A 15,250-nucleotide genomic window follows, 5' to 3' on the forward strand; every position below is an offset into this window, starting at 1 on the left:
CCGACTTTGGTGGTCAAAAGCCAACGATCATGGGGAAGGGGGGCGTCTAGGGGACGAGAACGATCTTGCCCCGCACATGGCCGGACTCCACCTCACGATGCGCTGCGGCGACCTCGGCCAGCGGGTACGTCGCATGAATCCGCACCCGCAGCTGACCGGACACGCAGAGCTCGACCAACGACGCCAGTCTCTCGGCGGATCGCTCGGTACCAAGGACCCGCACCCCGTACTCCTCGGCGAGCCCGTGCCCAGCGATGGTGCCGGCCCGATCACGATCCGTCACCAGCTCCGCCGACACCTGCAGCGCCTCCTCGGTGCCAACGGCATCCAACGCCGCGTCGATCCCGCCTGGTGCGGCGGCGCGGACCCGATCGACCAAGCCAGAGCCATACGCGACCGGCACCGCACCCAACTCACGCAGATACCGATGATTGCGCTCGCTGGCCGTACCGATGACGGTGGCTCCCCAGGCTCGGGCGATCTGCACGGCTGCGGTGCCGACTCCTCCTGCCGCTGCATGGATCAGTACAGTCTCACCGCCGCGTACCTCCAGCGCCTGCAACGACGTGTGAGCGGTCTGACCGGACGCACCCAGCGCGCCGGCTTCCGCCCACGGCAGCGCCGACGGCTTGCGCACCAGGGAGTCGGCCCGGGCGAGTGCATGGTCGGCATGTGCGGCGCCGACGGCCCAGCCGACCACCTCATCGCCCACCGCGAACTCGGTGACGCCAGGGCCGAGCTGGTCGACGACACCGGCGAACTCCGAACCCCCTCCTTGCGGAAACCGCGCCGGCGCCCAGTCCGCGGTGTCTCCCCGTCGAAGCTTGACGTCGAACGGCTGGATTCCGGCAGCGTGTACACGTACCCGAACCCGGCCGGCTCCGGGCTGCGGCGGTGGCATCTCGACCACTCGCAGGACGCTGGCATCGCCATAGCCGTCGAAGACGACGGCTCGGCTCGTTCCGGCTCCGTTTCCCTCGACCCGATCGGTCCGCGTGTCGTTCATGGTGGGATGGTCACCTCCGAGGTATCCGTCGCGCAGCCTCTCATACCGGGGCATCACCATGCAGCGTCACCCCGGCTCGGGTCGCGAGCACCGGATTACGATGGCAAAGGTGAGTTCCGACGTCGGACTGTTCGGACCAGACAGCGTCAGCTGGCGGGTGCATCGTGAGCCCATTCTGTGGGTTGCCGGTGTGCGCGCCCTGTACCTGCAAGCCCTGCATCCATGGGCGGTCGCGGCGGTGGCGCAGAACTCCGACTACCGGACGGGTGCGTGGGCACGGTTCATACGTACCGCGGACTACGTCGCGACGGTGGTCTTCGGCACTACCGCCGACGCACACGCGGCGGGCGCCCGGGTCCGCCGGATTCACGAGCATCTCCGCGCGACCGATCCAGTCTCCGGGCGTATATACCGGGTGGACGAACCACCCCTGCTGCGCTGGGTGCACGTGTGCGAGGTCAACTCGTTCGTTACCACGGCCCAGCGCGCCGGGGTGCCCCTGAGCGGGGCCGACGTCGACCACTATTACGCCGAACAAGTGCGCGCGGCGGAGCTGGTGGGGTTATCGCCGGACGACGTGCCGGCTTCGGGTCGAGCGGTCGCGGAGTACTTCACCGACATCCAATCAGAGCTCGCGCTCACCTCCGAGGCTCGGGACGTCGCCCGCTTCCTGACCTTCCCGCCGATGCCCCGTCGTTATGCCTGGGCCGGGGGGCGTCCGGCCTGGCTAGTGGTCGCAGGTTTGGCCTTCACCCTCCTACCGCGCTGGGCTCAGCGGCTGTATGGCACGCCACCCGTACCGGGCGTGGACACTGCCGCGAGCCTGACCGTGCGCGGACTACGGCAGCTGACCCGCGTCTTACCCATCCGTGAGGGGCCGATCTACCGTGACGCCCTGCGCCGGGCAGAGGCCCACACCGAGCCCCGCCCCACCCGGTAACCGCAGAAATCCGGCGACGATCACCGCGCGTGCAGGATCCCAGCCGACCTGCGCGGGTGGTCTTGTTCCGCCGACGGAACAAGACCACCCGCGCAGGAGCGACAACCAAACCGGGCCTCGCTTGCGTTGAACAAGTAACAGAGCACGTGATCGAGCGCCAGTGGTCACGGGGGGACGACGGCGGCTCCGGCGTTTGGAGGGGAACGAATGCGGTGACGACACGACCAGACCGCGACGACGAGTTCGCGGAGTTCGTGAACACGCGGCGAGCCCATCTGCGCCGCGTCGCCTACCTCATATGTGGAGACTGGCACCTGGCCGAAGACCTGGTGCAGACGGCATTGGTGAAGCTCTACATCGCCTGGCGTCGGATCCAGCGCGACGGCGCGGAAGAAGCTTATGCCCGCCGCATCATCGTGCGGGCGCATCTCGATGAAAAGCGCCGGCCGTGGCGGCGGGAGAGAGCCGGTCTCGACGGCTTGGACGTCGCGGTCCCAGGCACGAGCACGCTGGAGGATACCGACATCCTCGTGACCGCGCTCAAGGCGTTACCCGAGCGGCAACGCGCCACCGTCGTTCTGCGCCACTGGTACGGGCTTTCTGTCGAGGAAACCGCAGCGGACATGAAGTGCTCAGTAGGAACGGTCAAAAGCCAGACCGCACGCGCCATGGCCAGTCTGCGGGAGACCCTGTCCGCCGACGACTTCGAAGGGAGCCACACCGATGGACGACGAGCACCTCAGCCGTAGGCTGCGCGGCATTGCCTTCTCGGGCGAGCCGCCGATGATGTCGTCCGCCGCGGACGACATCCGGCGCGGCCGGCGAGGTCTCTTCCGGCACCGCGTGATGGTGGCCGCCGGTGGTGTGGCCGCGGCAGCGCTGCTCGCGACCGGGGCCGCCACGCTCCCTGGTGTCCTGGAGGCCAATCGGTCCCTTGAGTACGCCGATTCCAACGACACGAGCTTCGAGTACGGCGAGATGTCTTCCGACGAACTCGACACGGCGTACACCGCCTGCATGTTCGCCGACGACACGGACTCCTGGGCCAATTGGACTGAGGTCGAACCAAAATTCGGTATCCGCGCCTATGTTCCGCCCGACTGGGCATGGGCTTCCTGGATCGTCGCACAAGAAGGCGAGAATCACCTCGTGGCCAGCCTTGACGGTGTAACGGACCATTGTTACTTCACTGAGTACGACCTGACCGACGAGCAAGACCACCACCTGTTGGCTCCCGTGACACAGGACGGATTGGAGTTCGGCCGGCACATTCCTGAGGTGGCCCGAGTGACGGTGCGCGTGGGCGACGCCCCAGAACAGGACGCCTTCATGAAGGACGGCTTCTGGTTCCTCGCAATGCAGGACGACAGCGACGATGACGATATTTATGCGGACGACGGACTTGATTGGAGCTTCGCCATCACTCATCCCGGCTACGTCCTGCGTGCCTATGACGAATCCGGCCAGCTGATGTACGACTCGTCGACCGACCATGAGGGCACACGGTGCTTCGTCCTACCGAGCGGCGAGTATCTTCCGGTTGACGATGACGACGCAGAACTCGATCCGCAGGAGTGCCAACCCGCCTACGAATGGGGCTTCTGAGCGTTATCGTCCACCCCTTATGCATGTTGCCATCCTCCGCTGTTGAGAATCACGGCGGAGGTTCGATCTTGTTTTGGCGTGTCGCTGGTCAGCTTCCGTAGCGTGAGGGTGGCGGTACGTCGAAGTCCGTCGTTACGCCGGGTTCTAGGGGAATCAGGTAGTTACGGTGGTAGGCGGCGGCCGGCTCCACCAATAGCACAACATCGACAGCGGCATAGGCACCTGCTACACCCCCACTTGTGCACCTGATCTCCGTTTTGTCACCTGATCTTTCTCCCTGGGGCGATCAGGTGTGCCAACGGCGCGTGGCGGCGCGGTGGGCGCATCTGATCGCATCCCGAGATATGGACGCTCGACGATCAGACGCACGGCCAGCCGCATTTAGGGCAGTTGTGCATCTGATCGATCACAGTCCGACATGCCTGTCGGCGAAACCCGTGGGAGGAATAACGGCACGATGGGCGTACGGCCCGAGCAGCGCACGCCGCACCGTGCGTAGATGCACGACGCAGTTCGACGCCAGACCCTGCCGATCAGATGCACCAACCTACCGATACCCCCCGTTCCCGCATCTGATCGCCACGCGTCCACACTCCAAGACCCGATCAGATGCACCCACCGCGCCGCCACGCACTTTCAGCACACCTGATCGCCCCAGGGAGAAAGATCAGGTGACAAAACGGAGATCAGGTGCACACGTGGGCCACTAGCCCCGCTAAAGGAGCGGTAACACACCGACCAAGATCAAACCCGCCGTCAGGAATCGCGGCGGCCGTCGACGCCGGGCTCACAGGTGTCAGTCGGCGCCGACTGGTTCGTCGATCCATACCAGGTCGGTAGAACCGCCGTGCCCGTGGATCTGAATCACCTGCTCCGGCGAGTCGTACACCGTCACAGAAGGGATCTCGTCGCAACACCACGCCAACGTGGTGCGCCCTGTCGGGTACACCGTGCCGTAGGCGACCAATCCCACCCCCGAAACCCCGGTGGTGTCTTCGTGGCGTTGCAACGCGAACCGCCGGGGCAGGCGGTTTGAGCTCATTCGTCCCACTCCGAGACGAGTGAATCCATGGCCCAGGCGGGGTCACCCATCTGGGTGCCTCCGGGGCCGATCTGGACGATGCGGTTCCCGTCGCGTTCGATCGGCCGCACCAGCCAGCTGTGATTTTGCGCGTTCCAGGTCAACACGTACTCCGTGTCCCGGCGCAACATGGCCGTCCTCCCTGACGTGGCCGGCTTCGAGCCGCCACGCACCAAGTTCCACTCGCCCCACGATGCCCGAATGCCGCCCTCGCCGTGCATGTTTTCGCCGTACGTGTGCGAGTACCACGAGGGTGGTCCGGCACGGGGATCCGCCAATTCGATGGTCTCGCCGAACCGGCTCTCCCGCAACGCGAACGTTCGTCACGTATTGCGTTCTACCAGGTCATCGGAAGGTTGGGCGGGGCCAGTAGGCAAACTCTGACCATTCGGCCGGGCCTGCGTCAACCGAACGGACGACAAACCACTCATCCCACCCAGGCTGGGATGATCAAGGACGAATTGATCACGGCGAGAGGAATCATGGCACAAGCACGGCGGCGCCGCGCACCCGCCCCTCGGCCAAGTCTTGTAGCGCCCGGTCAGCGGTGGCCAGCGCATACCGAACAGTGGACACCGTCAGCCGGTGTTGACCAGCCAGATCGAGAAACGCCCGGGCATCGGCTCGGGTGTTCGCGGTAACGCTGCGCACTTCCCGCTCCTGGAACAGGTGTGTCTGGTAATTGAGCGCGGGGATATCACTGAGATGGATGCCGGCGATGGCCAGCGTACCTCCCCGGTCTAAAGCCGCCAGCGCGGCCGGCACCAGTTCTCCCGCGGGCGCGAACAGAATGGCCGCGTCGAGTGGTTCCGGCGGTACACTCGGCGCGGCCGACGCCGCCCCCAGCTCTAGGGCGTGCTCGCGCGCCTGCTCTCCCCGAGTGACGACGTGCACGGTGGCTCCCTGGGCCAATGCCACCTGAGCGGTCAGGTGGGCGCTGCCACCGAAGCCATAGATACCCAGCCGACCACCGGGCGGAAGGTCGACTCGGCGCCACGCACGGTAACCGATGATGCCCGCACAGAGGAGCGGAGCGAGTTCGATGTCCACGTACCCGGACGGCAACCGTAACGCGTAGTCCGCAGGGACGGTGGCGTACTCGGCGTAGCCGCCGTCGGCATCCCATCCCGTGTACACCGAGTGTGGGCACAGGTTCTCGGCGCCACGCTGGCAATAACGGCACACCCCACACGTGCCCCGCAGCCAGGCGATGCCGACCCGCGAGCCCAGAACCCCGTCCGGGACCACCCCGGCGCCGACGGCGACGACCTCCCCCACCACCTCATGCCCAGGCACCACGCCGGGCCGATGCACCGGCAGGTCACCTTCGGCGACATGCAGGTCGGTCCGGCACACGCCGCTGGCCAACACCCGTACCAACAGCTCACCGGCAGCGGGCTGGGGCCGCGGCTCGGTCACCAGCCGTACCGGACCCGTGTGGATCGGTCCAGGCCGGTGCACTCGCCACACTCGCTGATCGGCCATCAGACCAGAATACGAATGCAGGACGTAGCGCTACGTCCTGCACGGCGAGCGCTGGCGACCTCGTGTTGCAGGACGTAGCGCTACGTCCTGCGGAAGTTCAGCCGCTCCTTGAGGTCCGCCCGCGCGAACACCGCCGGGGAGGTAATGGACAGCCCGGCGTCCACCGGCAGGACCACACCGGTGATGCCGGACGCCCGCGGCCCGGCGAGGAAGGCGACGGCCGCGGCGACCTCCACCTCCGTTACCGGGGCACCACGGGGATACCCGGCACCGGCGTCGGGAACGTCGGCACCGCCGACCAGCCCAGGGGCCACCGCGTTCACCCGGATCCCACGACGGGCGTAATCGAGGGCGAGCTGACGAACCAGAGCGTCCACACCTCCTTTGGCGGCCGCGTACGCGGCGACGCCCGGGGCGGCAAGTACCGCGTTCACCGATGAGACGGCGACGATCGCCGACCCCGGACCGAGGTGGCGCAACCCTGCGCGCGCGGTGAAGAAGAAGGTGTCGAGGCAGCTGGCTTGCGCCAGGCGCCATTGGTCGTCGGTGGTCGCGTGGGCAGCAGCCACCGGCATCGCCCCGGCGGCTGGGACCACCACGTCCACGCCGCCGAGCAGCGCGGCGGCCTCATCGACTGCCGCCGTGGCCGCCGCCGGCTGGGAACAGTCCGCCGTCAGCTCCGCCACCATCGACGTGTCGCCCGACGCCGCCAATGAGATACCGACGACACGCTCGCCGTCGGCGTGGAACTGACGGGCGATCGCCCGTCCGATCGGCGACGAAGCACCAATGACGACCACCTTCATCCAACCTTCACCACCCCGGAGTCAGCACTCAGACGATCATGTACCCACGGCTCGGACCCGATGCAACGGCTCATGAAAAGAGTGGAGCGAGGATCTGATCGAGCAACGTCCGGGCGGTGTCGTCGATCGGCCGGGCCGGCAACCGCACCGTAGCCTGATCGATGATGCCCCGGCGCACCAGCACCTCTTTGTGCACCGCCCACGCGATCCCCGGTTGCAAGCCGTACACGATCAGCGGCAGGAGGCGGGCGAACATTTCACGGGCCGATGCGTGCCGGCCGGCGGTCCAGTCCGCGAGCACCGGCGCCAGTAGGTCCGGGAACTCACAGGCCGGCATGGTGCCGACGGCTCCGCGCGCGTACTCGTCCAGGACGAACTGGGCGTTCATCCCGCCGAGCACCGCGAACCCGCTATCCCCACGCGCGCCGTCCTCGATGCAACCGCCCACCGCGTCGACCACGGCGCCCACCTTCGGCACCGTCGGTGGCGCCTCGACCTTCACCGACGTGACTCCGTCGAGTTTGCTCAGCTCCACCACCAGAGCGGCGGGCATGGCGACGCCCGTGACGCCGGGAGCGTCTTGCACCATGACCTCGAGCCCGACCCCGGCGACGTCACCGTAGAAGTCGACCAGTTGGTCCGGCGTGGGCGGGACCATAAACGGTGGCAGCACCATGAGGGCTTGCGCGCCGGTGTCGGCGGCCTGCCGGGCCTGCTCCAGCGCGGTCACCGTCGACGTAGCGTTCACCCCGGCGACGATCGGTACCGCGCCGTCGACGACAGCGGCCACCTCACGCTGGATCACGTCCCGCTCAGAAGTGGTCAGGGCGAAACCCTCGCTGGCCATCCCGAAAACCGCGACCCCGTCGACCCCGCTGGCCAGCTGGAACTCGACCAGGCGGCGCAGCCCGGGAAGGTCGAGTGTGCCATCGAGGTGGAAGGGAGTGGCCAGGATCGGCACGAGGCCGTGGATGGTGTGGGTCATCGGTGCTCGTCGCTCCTCGGTGTTGGGTGGATGGATGGGCTCGCGGCGGCTAGGGCCCGCACGGCACCCTCGTCGACGTCGATCCCCAGCCCGGGACCGTCCGGCAACGAGATCTGGTCGGCCGCGACGGGGATGGGCCGGCCGAGGATACGCGTGCCCACGTCGACGGAGCTCGGCTGATACTCGAAGGCGACGAGGTCTTCCACTGCGGCGCTGACGTGGAGGCCGGCGGCGAGTGCGACGGCCAGTCCCACGGAGTGATGGGGCGCGACGGGCAGGTGCCGGGCGGCCGCGAGGTCAGCGATGATCATGGCCTCGGTGATCCCGGTGCGGGCGACGTCGGGTTGGACGATCCGGGCCGCGCGTGCGTCGAGCCATGCACCGAACTCGTAGCGGTTGCGGAGGGTCTCCCCGATGGCGATTGGCACCGGCGACGCACTGGCCAACTCGGTGTGCCCGGCGACGTCCTCGGGCGCTAGCGGCGCCTCCAGAAACCATCCGCCCCGGTCGCCGAGTGCGCGAGCCAGCCGCAGCGCATCGGGGCCGTTGTAGGCCCAGTGTGCGTCGACGGCGACCCGCAGGGACGGTGCCGCTGCCTGGATCGCGTCGACGGTGGCGATGTCGGCCTCGACCCCGTAACCCAGATGTAGCTTGACCGCCGAAGCACCGTGCCCCTCCCACTGAGACGCTAGTTCGGCGCGCTCGGCATCGGTGGTGCGGGGCAGCCCGGACACGTAGGCGGGAACGTCGTTGCGGAACGCGCCGCCGAGCATGGCCGCGACGGGCAGTTCGGCCAGCCGTCCGGCCAGGTCCCACAGAGCGATGTCCACGGCGGCCAGGGCATCGGCCTGATGCCCGACGAGGTGCCCGCGCTCCCGCATGAGGTCACGCAGCCGCGACCACGCGGGCCGTGGCGACCTGGCATCCATGCCCCGCAGGACAGGTGCCAGAAGCAAGTCGACGATGGTGGCTGGAACCTCCGGCGCGACGGGCGCTAGCGCCTCTCCCCAGCCAGCCGTACCGTCCGTCGCGCTGACCTTGACCAGCAGCGTCTCGAAGCGAGCGGAATAGAGGCTGCGCCAGGGCGGGCGGACGGTGTAGGCGTCGCCCATGCGGGTCCCGTCCGGCAACCGCCCAAGGTACGCCTCGTCGGCAGGGAGCTTCAGAACGAAGGTCTCCACGTTATCTATCAGCATCACGCCTGCAATCTGTGGTTGACATCATGCAACATGTGCGTAATCGTTGCATATATTGCATGGCCTACTCAATAGATACGACATCACTCGCACATACGGACTAGTTCATCCAGGTCCACACCTACGGAGGCGAAGTGGCAACCGACCAGGGCACCAACCAGAGCGTCGAGAAGGCAGCCGCCGTCCTGGCGACGTTCCTGCCGGGCCGGTCACTACGGGCGGCCGACGTCGCGGCGGCCACCGGTGTCGGGCAATCGACCGCGTCCCGGCTGCTGTCGACGCTGGAGTCGATCGGTTACGTCGAGCGCGACTCCGGAACCAACCTCTACCGGCTGGGCCCGGCGCTGATCACCCTCGCCGGAGCGGCGCTCAACCAGGACCCGGTGCATCGGGCCGCCCGGCAGCGCGCTCAGGAACTCGCCGCCAGCCTTGGCCTCGGCGCCAACGTCGCCACCCGCCGAGAAGACTCGCTGTTCTATCTCTGCAACTTCGAGGGTGCGCAGGCGCCGAAGTCGTACGTGTTAACCGGACAGCGCAACCCGCTGCACGCTACCGGCATCGGCAAATGCCTGCTGACCGGGCTCAGCGCATCGGCCCGGCGCGAGCTGTTGCCGGAACTCACCCGGTTCACCCCACAGACGGTCACCGACCACACCACCTTGGACGACACCCTCGCCGAGGCCACCGAACGCGGCTACGCGGTCGAGGTCGAGGAGCTAGCGCTCGGCCGCGCCTGTATCGCCGCGCCCATCCTCGACCAGTCAGGAGCGGTCGCGGCGGCCATTTCCGTGTCCGGACCGTTGTCCGCCCTCGACCTGTCCAGTCGCGAGCCGGAACTGGCCCGCACCGTCATCGAGGTCGCCGATGCCATCAGCGTCGACCTCGGCTACTTAGGCCCGCAGCACACGACGGCCGCCGTCCTCGGAGTTGGTCGATGACTCCCACCGTCCATCCCACCGATCCGCGCGCTGGTCATGTACAGCCGCCGGACCACCGGGTACCAGACGACCCACGAGGCGCACCGGGTGTTCCCCGCCGGCTCAGCGACGGCCGGTTCGCCGTGGTGCTCGTCCTGCCAGGACTCGCGCTGCTCCTCGCCGTCGTCATGTATCCGCTGGTCTCCGCCCTCGTCGGCGCCTTCTTCGACGAAAGCCTGGTGGTACCGGGCCGCGAGTTCGCCGGGCTGGACAACCTCCGTTCCGTCCTGGAGGGAAACTTCTGGCGGATCTTCCAGCAGACCATGGTGTTCACCATCGGGACGACGGTGCTGCCGTTCATCGTGGGTTTCGGGCTGGCGCTCGCCCTGAACACCGGCATCCGCGGTCGCAACGTCTATCGCGGCCTGCTGTTGGTGCCGTGGCTGGTGCCCGGCGTCGTCGTGTCGTTCCTCTGGATGTGGATCTTCAACGCCAACTACGGCGTCGCCAACGGGCTGCTGGAACGCCTCGGCATCATCGACGAACCCACCGCTTGGCTGGCTCAGCCCAACACCGCGATGGCGGCGCTCATCATCGCCAAGACCTGGAACAGCTTTCCCTGGATGATGGTGATGCTGCTGGCCGGACTGCAGACCGTGCCCCGGGAACTTCACGAGGCCGCCGAGGTGGACGGCGCCGGGACCATCCGGCGGTTCTTCGCCATCACGGTGCCGCATCTCAAGGGCATCATCGGACTGGTCATCCTCCTGGAGTTCATCTGGAACTTCCAGCATTTCGACATCATCTACGTGATGACCGGCGGCGGCCCTGCCGGTTCCACTCAGACATTCGCCACGGCCGTCTACGAAGCGGCCTTCTCCGGTTTCGACCTCGGTCGCGCCGGCGCTCTCGGCCTGCTATGGATGGTGATCCTGCTCGTGTTCGTCGTCGCCTACGTCCGTTTCTCCGAACGTGGTGAGCGCCAATGAGCACCACCGTCGCCCACCAAGCCACCCACGCCCCGGCTCCACCGGCCCCGCCCCCGCGGCAGCGGGCACGGCGGCGATCCGCCAGAGAACGCCGCGGGCACCGCATCAGCGCATGGATCGCCGTGGTGGTGTTCGGCGGCTTCGCCATGTTGCCCGTCTACTGGCTGCTCATCACCTCCCTAACCCCACGCGACCAGGTCTTCCAGTACCCGCCGGCCTTCTTCCCGACCAGCATCACGTTCGAGCACTATGCGGACCTGGCGAACCGGCCGGAGCTGTTCCGGTACCTGACGAACAGCGTGATCGTCTCGGTGATCACCGCCGTGCTCAGCGTGGTGGTGTCGGCCTACATGGCGTATTCGTTCTCCAAATTCCGTTATCGGGGCCGGCGCTCCCTGATGTACCTGGTGTTGTCGTCGCAGATGTTCCCGCAGGCGTTGCTGCTGGTCACCCTCTACACGGTGTTCAGCACCTACGGTCTGCTCAACAGCTACGCCGCGATGGTGCTGTCGTTCACCACGTTCACGTTGCCGCTGTGTGTCTGGATGCTCAAAGGGTTCTTCGACACCATCCCCGACGAGCTCATCGAGGCCGCCCGGGTAGATGGAGCGTCCCGCATGCGGATCATCCACTCCATCGTCCTACCGCTGTCCGCACCCGGACTCGTGGCCGCGGGTCTCTTCGCGTTCGTCCGCGGCTGGAACGACTTCATCTACGCACTCACCCTGGCCGGACCGGACAAACAGACTCTGCCGCCCGGCCTCGTCAACACGTTCGTCGGCGAAGCCCAGACCTCGTGGCCGTCGCTGATGGCCGCCTCGCTCGTCGTTTCACTGCCTGTTGTCATCGGCTTCATCCTGCTCCAGCGCTTTCTCGTCGGCGGACTCACCGCCGGCGCCGTCAAGGGCTGAACCAGCAACCAGGAACAACTGGCCCCTTCCTTTCCGGAGGTCTTCATGAGCACCCTCTACACCCGACGCCGCCTGCTCCACCTGCTCGGAGCGGGCGCCGGTGCGCTCACCGTCGGTGGGCTCGCCGCGTGTGGCTCCGACGACGCGTCGTCGTCGTCGGCTGAACCCGGATCCGCCACCAACGGCGGTGATGGGCAAAACTTCACGTTCGCCTCCTGGTCACTGACCGAGGAGACCCCCAAACCGGTGATCGAAGGCATGGTGAACACGTTCGCCAGCGACCACGGCGTCCAGATCGACACCGTCTCGTATCCCTGGGCCGAGTATCTGAACCAGGTAACTCTGCAGACCCGGGGCAACCAGTTCTCCGGTGCCGCCCAGCTCGACATCGCCTGGCTCAGCGCGCTCTCCGCCCTCGGCATGTTGCGGGATCTCGCGCCGCTGACGGAGGGCCGGGGCTACACCGACGCCGCGCTCGCCGCTGGTCAGCTCGACGGCGTCCAGTACGGCCTGCCGTGGACCATCGGCGCCATCGGGCTGGTCACCAACACCGACCTGCTCGACCAGGCCGGCGTCGCCGAACTTCCGACGGACATCGAAGAGTTCGAGGCGGCGCTACGCGAACTCAAGGGGCTCGGCGACGGCGTCATCCCGTATGCCGCCGCGACCAAGGTCGAGGCGCTGAAGGACGCGTTGATGTGGATGGAGACGTTCGGCAGTCCCCTCATCGACGGCGACCAGGTCACCATCGGCGACGACGCCAGCGTCGACGCGATCACCTGGTACAAACGGCTCTACGACGACGGCCTGATCGCCGCCGACGTCGACCGGTTCGACGCCCGGAGTCTCTTCGCGCAGGGCCGCGCCGCGATCTACGACGACGCGATCGTGGGTAAGGCCGCCGTGCTGGCCGACTCCCCGGATGCTGATCTAGAGGCCAAGATGGCTCCGGCCGCGCGGCCGGTGGTGGCCTCCGGCGACGACCCGCGAGCACTCCTGTGGGGGCACATCGTGGTGGTGGTCGACGGCGACGGCGCGGACACCGCGGCGGAGTTCGCCCAGTGGCTGACCTCCGACGAAGAGACCACGGTCGAATACTTCGAGCAGTTGTCGCTCCCGCCCTCCACCGACGCCGCGCTCGGCTCGGACGCGGTGACAAACGACGAGTTCACCGCGGCGTTCTCCGAGCGGGTCACCGCCACCGCCACCCCCAGCCCGTTCTGGCGGTTCCCGCAGTACGCGCAGATGGAGGCCGCCGTCGCCGAACACATCCAGGCCGCGCTCGTGGGCTCGGCCACCCCGGCCGACGCTATGCGGGCGGCCGGAGAAGACGTGCAGTCGCTGATCTGACCACGGTCGCCGTTGGAGGTCGCGCCTCCAAACCTCGGGAGGAAAAACGTCATGCCGCTTTTCACCCGCACCATCACGTCTCCGGCCCGTTCTCGCAGCTCGTCACGCCGTTCCACCACACCATTGCGGGGCCTCGTCGCGGGACTGGCCGCCGCGCTCACCGCCGCGCTGGTCGGGGCCGCCGCCCCGGCCGGCGCCGGACCGGTCCCGGGTGTCCACGATGCCCCGATCGAACAGCTTCCGTTCCCCGTCGACACCTCCAACCAGGCGGGATGGTGGCGTCCGTTGGACATGTTCGGCGGTGTCACGTACTTCGCCTACAACGCTCCGGCCACGACCGGCTCCAGGCACGAGGTCCACGTCGCCGCCCGAGATGCCGGTGGCCAATGGACCGCCGGCTGTCTCCGCGACGATGCCGGCGATTGTGTCACCTACCCCGACGACATCGGCCACAACCAGCCGTCGATCGTGGTGGACGGCGCCGGGCACATCCATGCCTTCGTGTCCATGCACAACGACCCGTGGCGGTACTACCGCACCACCATGCCGGGTGACGTCACCTCGCTGGTTGACGCCAGCGACGAGATGCCGGACGCACCCATGGGCATCACCTATCCGGTCACCGCGCGGGGAAACGACGGTGACGTGTACGTCATGGTGCGCGCCGCCCGGGATTCGTTGGCGATCCGGGACGGTCGGCTCTACCGGTTCGACGTCGGCAACCAGACGTGGAGCCGCGAGGCGGTGGTGGCCTCCGCGACCAACTACTCCTTCTACCCGAACGATCTCCAGGTCGACACGTCGGGCCGGATCCATCTGGCGTGGGAGTGGGGCCCATGGCCGGCGACGGCGCTGCGGCATCTCGGCTCGTACGCGGTGTACGACCCCGCTGACGGATCCTTCCGCGACGTCGCGGGAACCCCGGTGAACGTCCCGATCAGACCAGATCACGGCGAACCGGTGGTCTACCAGCCGTTCACCGGTGACGAGACCATCACCTCGCCGTATCCGGCGGTGCAGACGGCCAAGATCGCGTTGGACGGCTCCAACCCGCGGCTACACGGCATCGCGTACCGCTACCGTCCCGAACCGACCGGCAGCACGTTCGCCGGGTTCGACGTCCGTTATGCCACCTGGGACGGCTCGGCGTGGGTGCGCGAGACCGTCGCCGATCGGGCGAGCGCCGGCACCGACGCGGTCCAGACGTCGGCGACGATCGACGCCACCCACGCGCAGGGGGTCACCCGTATCTACTTCGTAGCCGAGGCACAGGCGTGCGGCGGCCACCGTAGCCAGGCGGTCCGAGCCGAGCGTGGCCACGGACGGGCCGGCTGGCGGTTCGTGCCGCTCGGTGATGCCCAGCGGGGTCTGCAACGGCTGCGGGCTCTCACCGGCACCAGCGGACACGACACCGTCTATCTGACCGCGCCGATGTCCGACGTCCACCATGGCCGGGTCTGGCACGCCGCCGTCCCCCGGACCGGCCGGCCGCCGCGAGGCGAGACGTTCGCCGACATCACCGGGCGCTTGCTGGGCGACGACTCCGCCGGCACGAACGTCGCACTCGGCGCACCGGTCACCGTCTCCTCCGTACTTCGGGAGGGCGCGGAGGGGGAGAACGCCGTCGACGGCCAGTGCACCGACAACAGCCGGTGGATCTCCGCCCAAGACGACCCCGAGCCGGTGATCACGATCGATCTGGAGGCCACCTACCCAGTCGATCAGGTGCGTGTCTACAGCGGCTACCACGCTGCGCCGATCCCGGCGACGGATGTGCTGCGCGATTTCACCATCGAGTTCCACCGAGACGGGCGGTGGCACCAGGTGGCCGACATCGCGGGCAACACGTCCATGTCCGTAGTGGCGGAGACCGATGGCGCTGCGGCGGACCAGGTTCGGCTCGTCATCACCGATCCGTCGGATTCCCCCATCGACGTCGCCCGCGTGTTCGAGATCGAGGTCATCTCCGGAGGTTGATC

The 15,250-nt window shown here is 67.6% G+C and carries 15 protein-coding genes; 8 read left to right on the plus strand and 7 right to left on the minus strand.

Translation table 11 applies throughout. The features are described from left to right. Positions 1-46: 46 nt before the first annotated feature. A complete protein-coding gene (locus G8760_RS06260; protein WP_166348495.1) occupies positions 47-1,006 on the minus strand; it encodes an NADP-dependent oxidoreductase in 960 nt (319 codons plus the stop codon). 100 nt (positions 1,007-1,106) lie between these two features. On the opposite strand from G8760_RS06260, the gene G8760_RS06265 reads away from it, so the two are divergent. The 3 genes from G8760_RS06265 to G8760_RS06275 all read left to right on the plus strand — a co-directional run bounded on the left by G8760_RS06265 (position 1,107) and on the right by G8760_RS06275 (position 3,551). Then, complete coding sequence (locus tag G8760_RS06265; protein WP_166348498.1) at positions 1,107-1,946, plus strand: oxygenase MpaB family protein; 840 nt, start codon at positions 1,107-1,109, stop codon at positions 1,944-1,946. Between the two features lie 212 nt (positions 1,947-2,158). Further along, positions 2,159-2,695, plus strand: a complete 537-nt coding sequence (locus tag G8760_RS06270) for a SigE family RNA polymerase sigma factor (RefSeq protein WP_166348501.1) — start codon at positions 2,159-2,161, stop codon at positions 2,693-2,695. Next, positions 2,670-3,551, plus strand: a complete 882-nt coding sequence (locus G8760_RS06275; protein ID WP_166348504.1) for a hypothetical protein — start codon at positions 2,670-2,672, stop codon at positions 3,549-3,551. The genes G8760_RS06270 and G8760_RS06275 overlap by 26 nt, the downstream gene beginning before the upstream one ends. Before the next feature lie 796 nt (positions 3,552-4,347). On the opposite strand, the gene G8760_RS06280 is transcribed toward G8760_RS06275, so the two are convergent. The 6 genes from G8760_RS06280 to G8760_RS06305 form a co-directional block, all read right to left on the minus strand. Further along, positions 4,348-4,593, minus strand: a complete 246-nt coding sequence (locus G8760_RS06280; protein WP_166348507.1) for a hypothetical protein — start codon at positions 4,591-4,593, stop codon at positions 4,348-4,350. Further along, a complete protein-coding gene (locus tag G8760_RS06285) occupies positions 4,590-4,763 on the minus strand; it encodes a hypothetical protein (protein ID WP_166348510.1) in 174 nt (57 codons plus the stop codon). The genes G8760_RS06280 and G8760_RS06285 overlap by 4 nt, the downstream gene beginning before the upstream one ends. A 349-nt stretch (positions 4,764-5,112) precedes the next feature. Further along, entirely contained in the window at positions 5,113-6,117 is a 1,005-nt protein-coding gene (locus G8760_RS06290; RefSeq protein WP_166348513.1) for a zinc-binding alcohol dehydrogenase family protein, read from the minus strand. Positions 6,118-6,197: 80 nt separating this feature from the next. Continuing rightward, complete coding sequence (locus tag G8760_RS06295) at positions 6,198-6,923, minus strand: SDR family NAD(P)-dependent oxidoreductase (RefSeq protein ID WP_166348516.1); 726 nt, start codon at positions 6,921-6,923, stop codon at positions 6,198-6,200. A gap of 70 nt (positions 6,924-6,993) precedes the next feature. Beyond that, positions 6,994-7,908 (minus strand): dihydrodipicolinate synthase family protein, encoded by a 915-nt coding sequence (locus G8760_RS06300; RefSeq protein WP_166348519.1) that lies wholly within the window; start codon positions 7,906-7,908, stop codon positions 6,994-6,996. Continuing rightward, positions 7,905-9,104 carry a mandelate racemase/muconate lactonizing enzyme family protein gene (locus G8760_RS06305; RefSeq protein WP_166349940.1) on the minus strand — a complete coding sequence of 400 codons (1,200 nt, stop codon included), beginning with the start codon at positions 9,102-9,104 and terminating at the stop codon, positions 7,905-7,907. Before G8760_RS06305 ends, G8760_RS06300 begins: the two co-directional genes overlap by 4 nt. Before the next feature lie 134 nt (positions 9,105-9,238). On the opposite strand from G8760_RS06305, the gene G8760_RS06310 reads away from it, so the two are divergent. The 5 genes from G8760_RS06310 to G8760_RS06330 are packed head-to-tail and all read left to right on the plus strand — an operon-like array spanning position 9,239 to position 15,248. After that, positions 9,239-10,042, plus strand: a complete 804-nt coding sequence (locus G8760_RS06310) for an IclR family transcriptional regulator (RefSeq protein ID WP_166348522.1) — start codon at positions 9,239-9,241, stop codon at positions 10,040-10,042. Continuing rightward, entirely contained in the window at positions 10,039-11,010 is a 972-nt protein-coding gene (locus tag G8760_RS06315) for a carbohydrate ABC transporter permease (RefSeq protein WP_166348525.1), read from the plus strand. The genes G8760_RS06310 and G8760_RS06315 overlap by 4 nt, the downstream gene beginning before the upstream one ends. Continuing rightward, the gene (locus tag G8760_RS06320; protein WP_166348528.1) at positions 11,007-11,921 is read left to right on the plus strand and encodes a carbohydrate ABC transporter permease; all 915 of its coding nucleotides are present in this window, start codon (positions 11,007-11,009) and stop codon (positions 11,919-11,921) included. The genes G8760_RS06315 and G8760_RS06320 overlap by 4 nt, the downstream gene beginning before the upstream one ends. 45 nt (positions 11,922-11,966) lie before the next feature. After that, entirely contained in the window at positions 11,967-13,271 is a 1,305-nt protein-coding gene (locus G8760_RS06325) for a sugar ABC transporter substrate-binding protein (RefSeq protein WP_166348531.1), read from the plus strand. Between the two features lie 51 nt (positions 13,272-13,322). Continuing rightward, the gene (locus tag G8760_RS06330; protein ID WP_166348534.1) at positions 13,323-15,248 is read left to right on the plus strand and encodes a BNR-4 repeat-containing protein; all 1,926 of its coding nucleotides are present in this window, start codon (positions 13,323-13,325) and stop codon (positions 15,246-15,248) included. The last annotated feature ends 2 nt before the right edge of the window (positions 15,249-15,250 follow it).

This window comes from Phytoactinopolyspora limicola (assembly GCF_011320225.1).
Taxonomy (GTDB): domain Bacteria; phylum Actinomycetota; class Actinomycetes; order Jiangellales; family Jiangellaceae; genus Phytoactinopolyspora; species Phytoactinopolyspora limicola.

Excerpts from the sequence above, each read along its gene's own strand:
- G8760_RS06260 (WP_166348495.1), bottom strand. The coding sequence starts at position 1,006 with ATGAACGACACGCGGACCGATCGGGTCGAGGGAAACGGAGCCGGAACG.
- G8760_RS06265 (WP_166348498.1), top strand. The coding sequence starts at position 1,107 with ATGGCAAAGGTGAGTTCCGACGTCGGACTGTTCGGACCAGACAGCGTC.
- G8760_RS06275 (WP_166348504.1), top strand. The coding sequence starts at position 2,670 with ATGGACGACGAGCACCTCAGCCGTAGGCTGCGCGGCATTGCCTTCTCG.
- G8760_RS06280 (WP_166348507.1), bottom strand. The coding sequence starts at position 4,593 with ATGAGCTCAAACCGCCTGCCCCGGCGGTTCGCGTTGCAACGCCACGAA.
- G8760_RS06285 (WP_166348510.1), bottom strand. The coding sequence starts at position 4,763 with ATGTTGCGCCGGGACACGGAGTACGTGTTGACCTGGAACGCGCAAAAT.
- G8760_RS06290 (WP_166348513.1), bottom strand. The coding sequence starts at position 6,117 with ATGGCCGATCAGCGAGTGTGGCGAGTGCACCGGCCTGGACCGATCCAC.
- G8760_RS06295 (WP_166348516.1), bottom strand. The coding sequence starts at position 6,923 with ATGAAGGTGGTCGTCATTGGTGCTTCGTCGCCGATCGGACGGGCGATC.
- G8760_RS06300 (WP_166348519.1), bottom strand. The coding sequence starts at position 7,908 with ATGACCCACACCATCCACGGCCTCGTGCCGATCCTGGCCACTCCCTTC.
- G8760_RS06305 (WP_166349940.1), bottom strand. The coding sequence starts at position 9,104 with ATGCTGATAGATAACGTGGAGACCTTCGTTCTGAAGCTCCCTGCCGAC.
- G8760_RS06315 (WP_166348525.1), top strand. The coding sequence starts at position 10,039 with ATGACTCCCACCGTCCATCCCACCGATCCGCGCGCTGGTCATGTACAG.
- G8760_RS06320 (WP_166348528.1), top strand. The coding sequence starts at position 11,007 with ATGAGCACCACCGTCGCCCACCAAGCCACCCACGCCCCGGCTCCACCG.
- G8760_RS06325 (WP_166348531.1), top strand. The coding sequence starts at position 11,967 with ATGAGCACCCTCTACACCCGACGCCGCCTGCTCCACCTGCTCGGAGCG.
- G8760_RS06330 (WP_166348534.1), top strand. The coding sequence starts at position 13,323 with ATGCCGCTTTTCACCCGCACCATCACGTCTCCGGCCCGTTCTCGCAGC.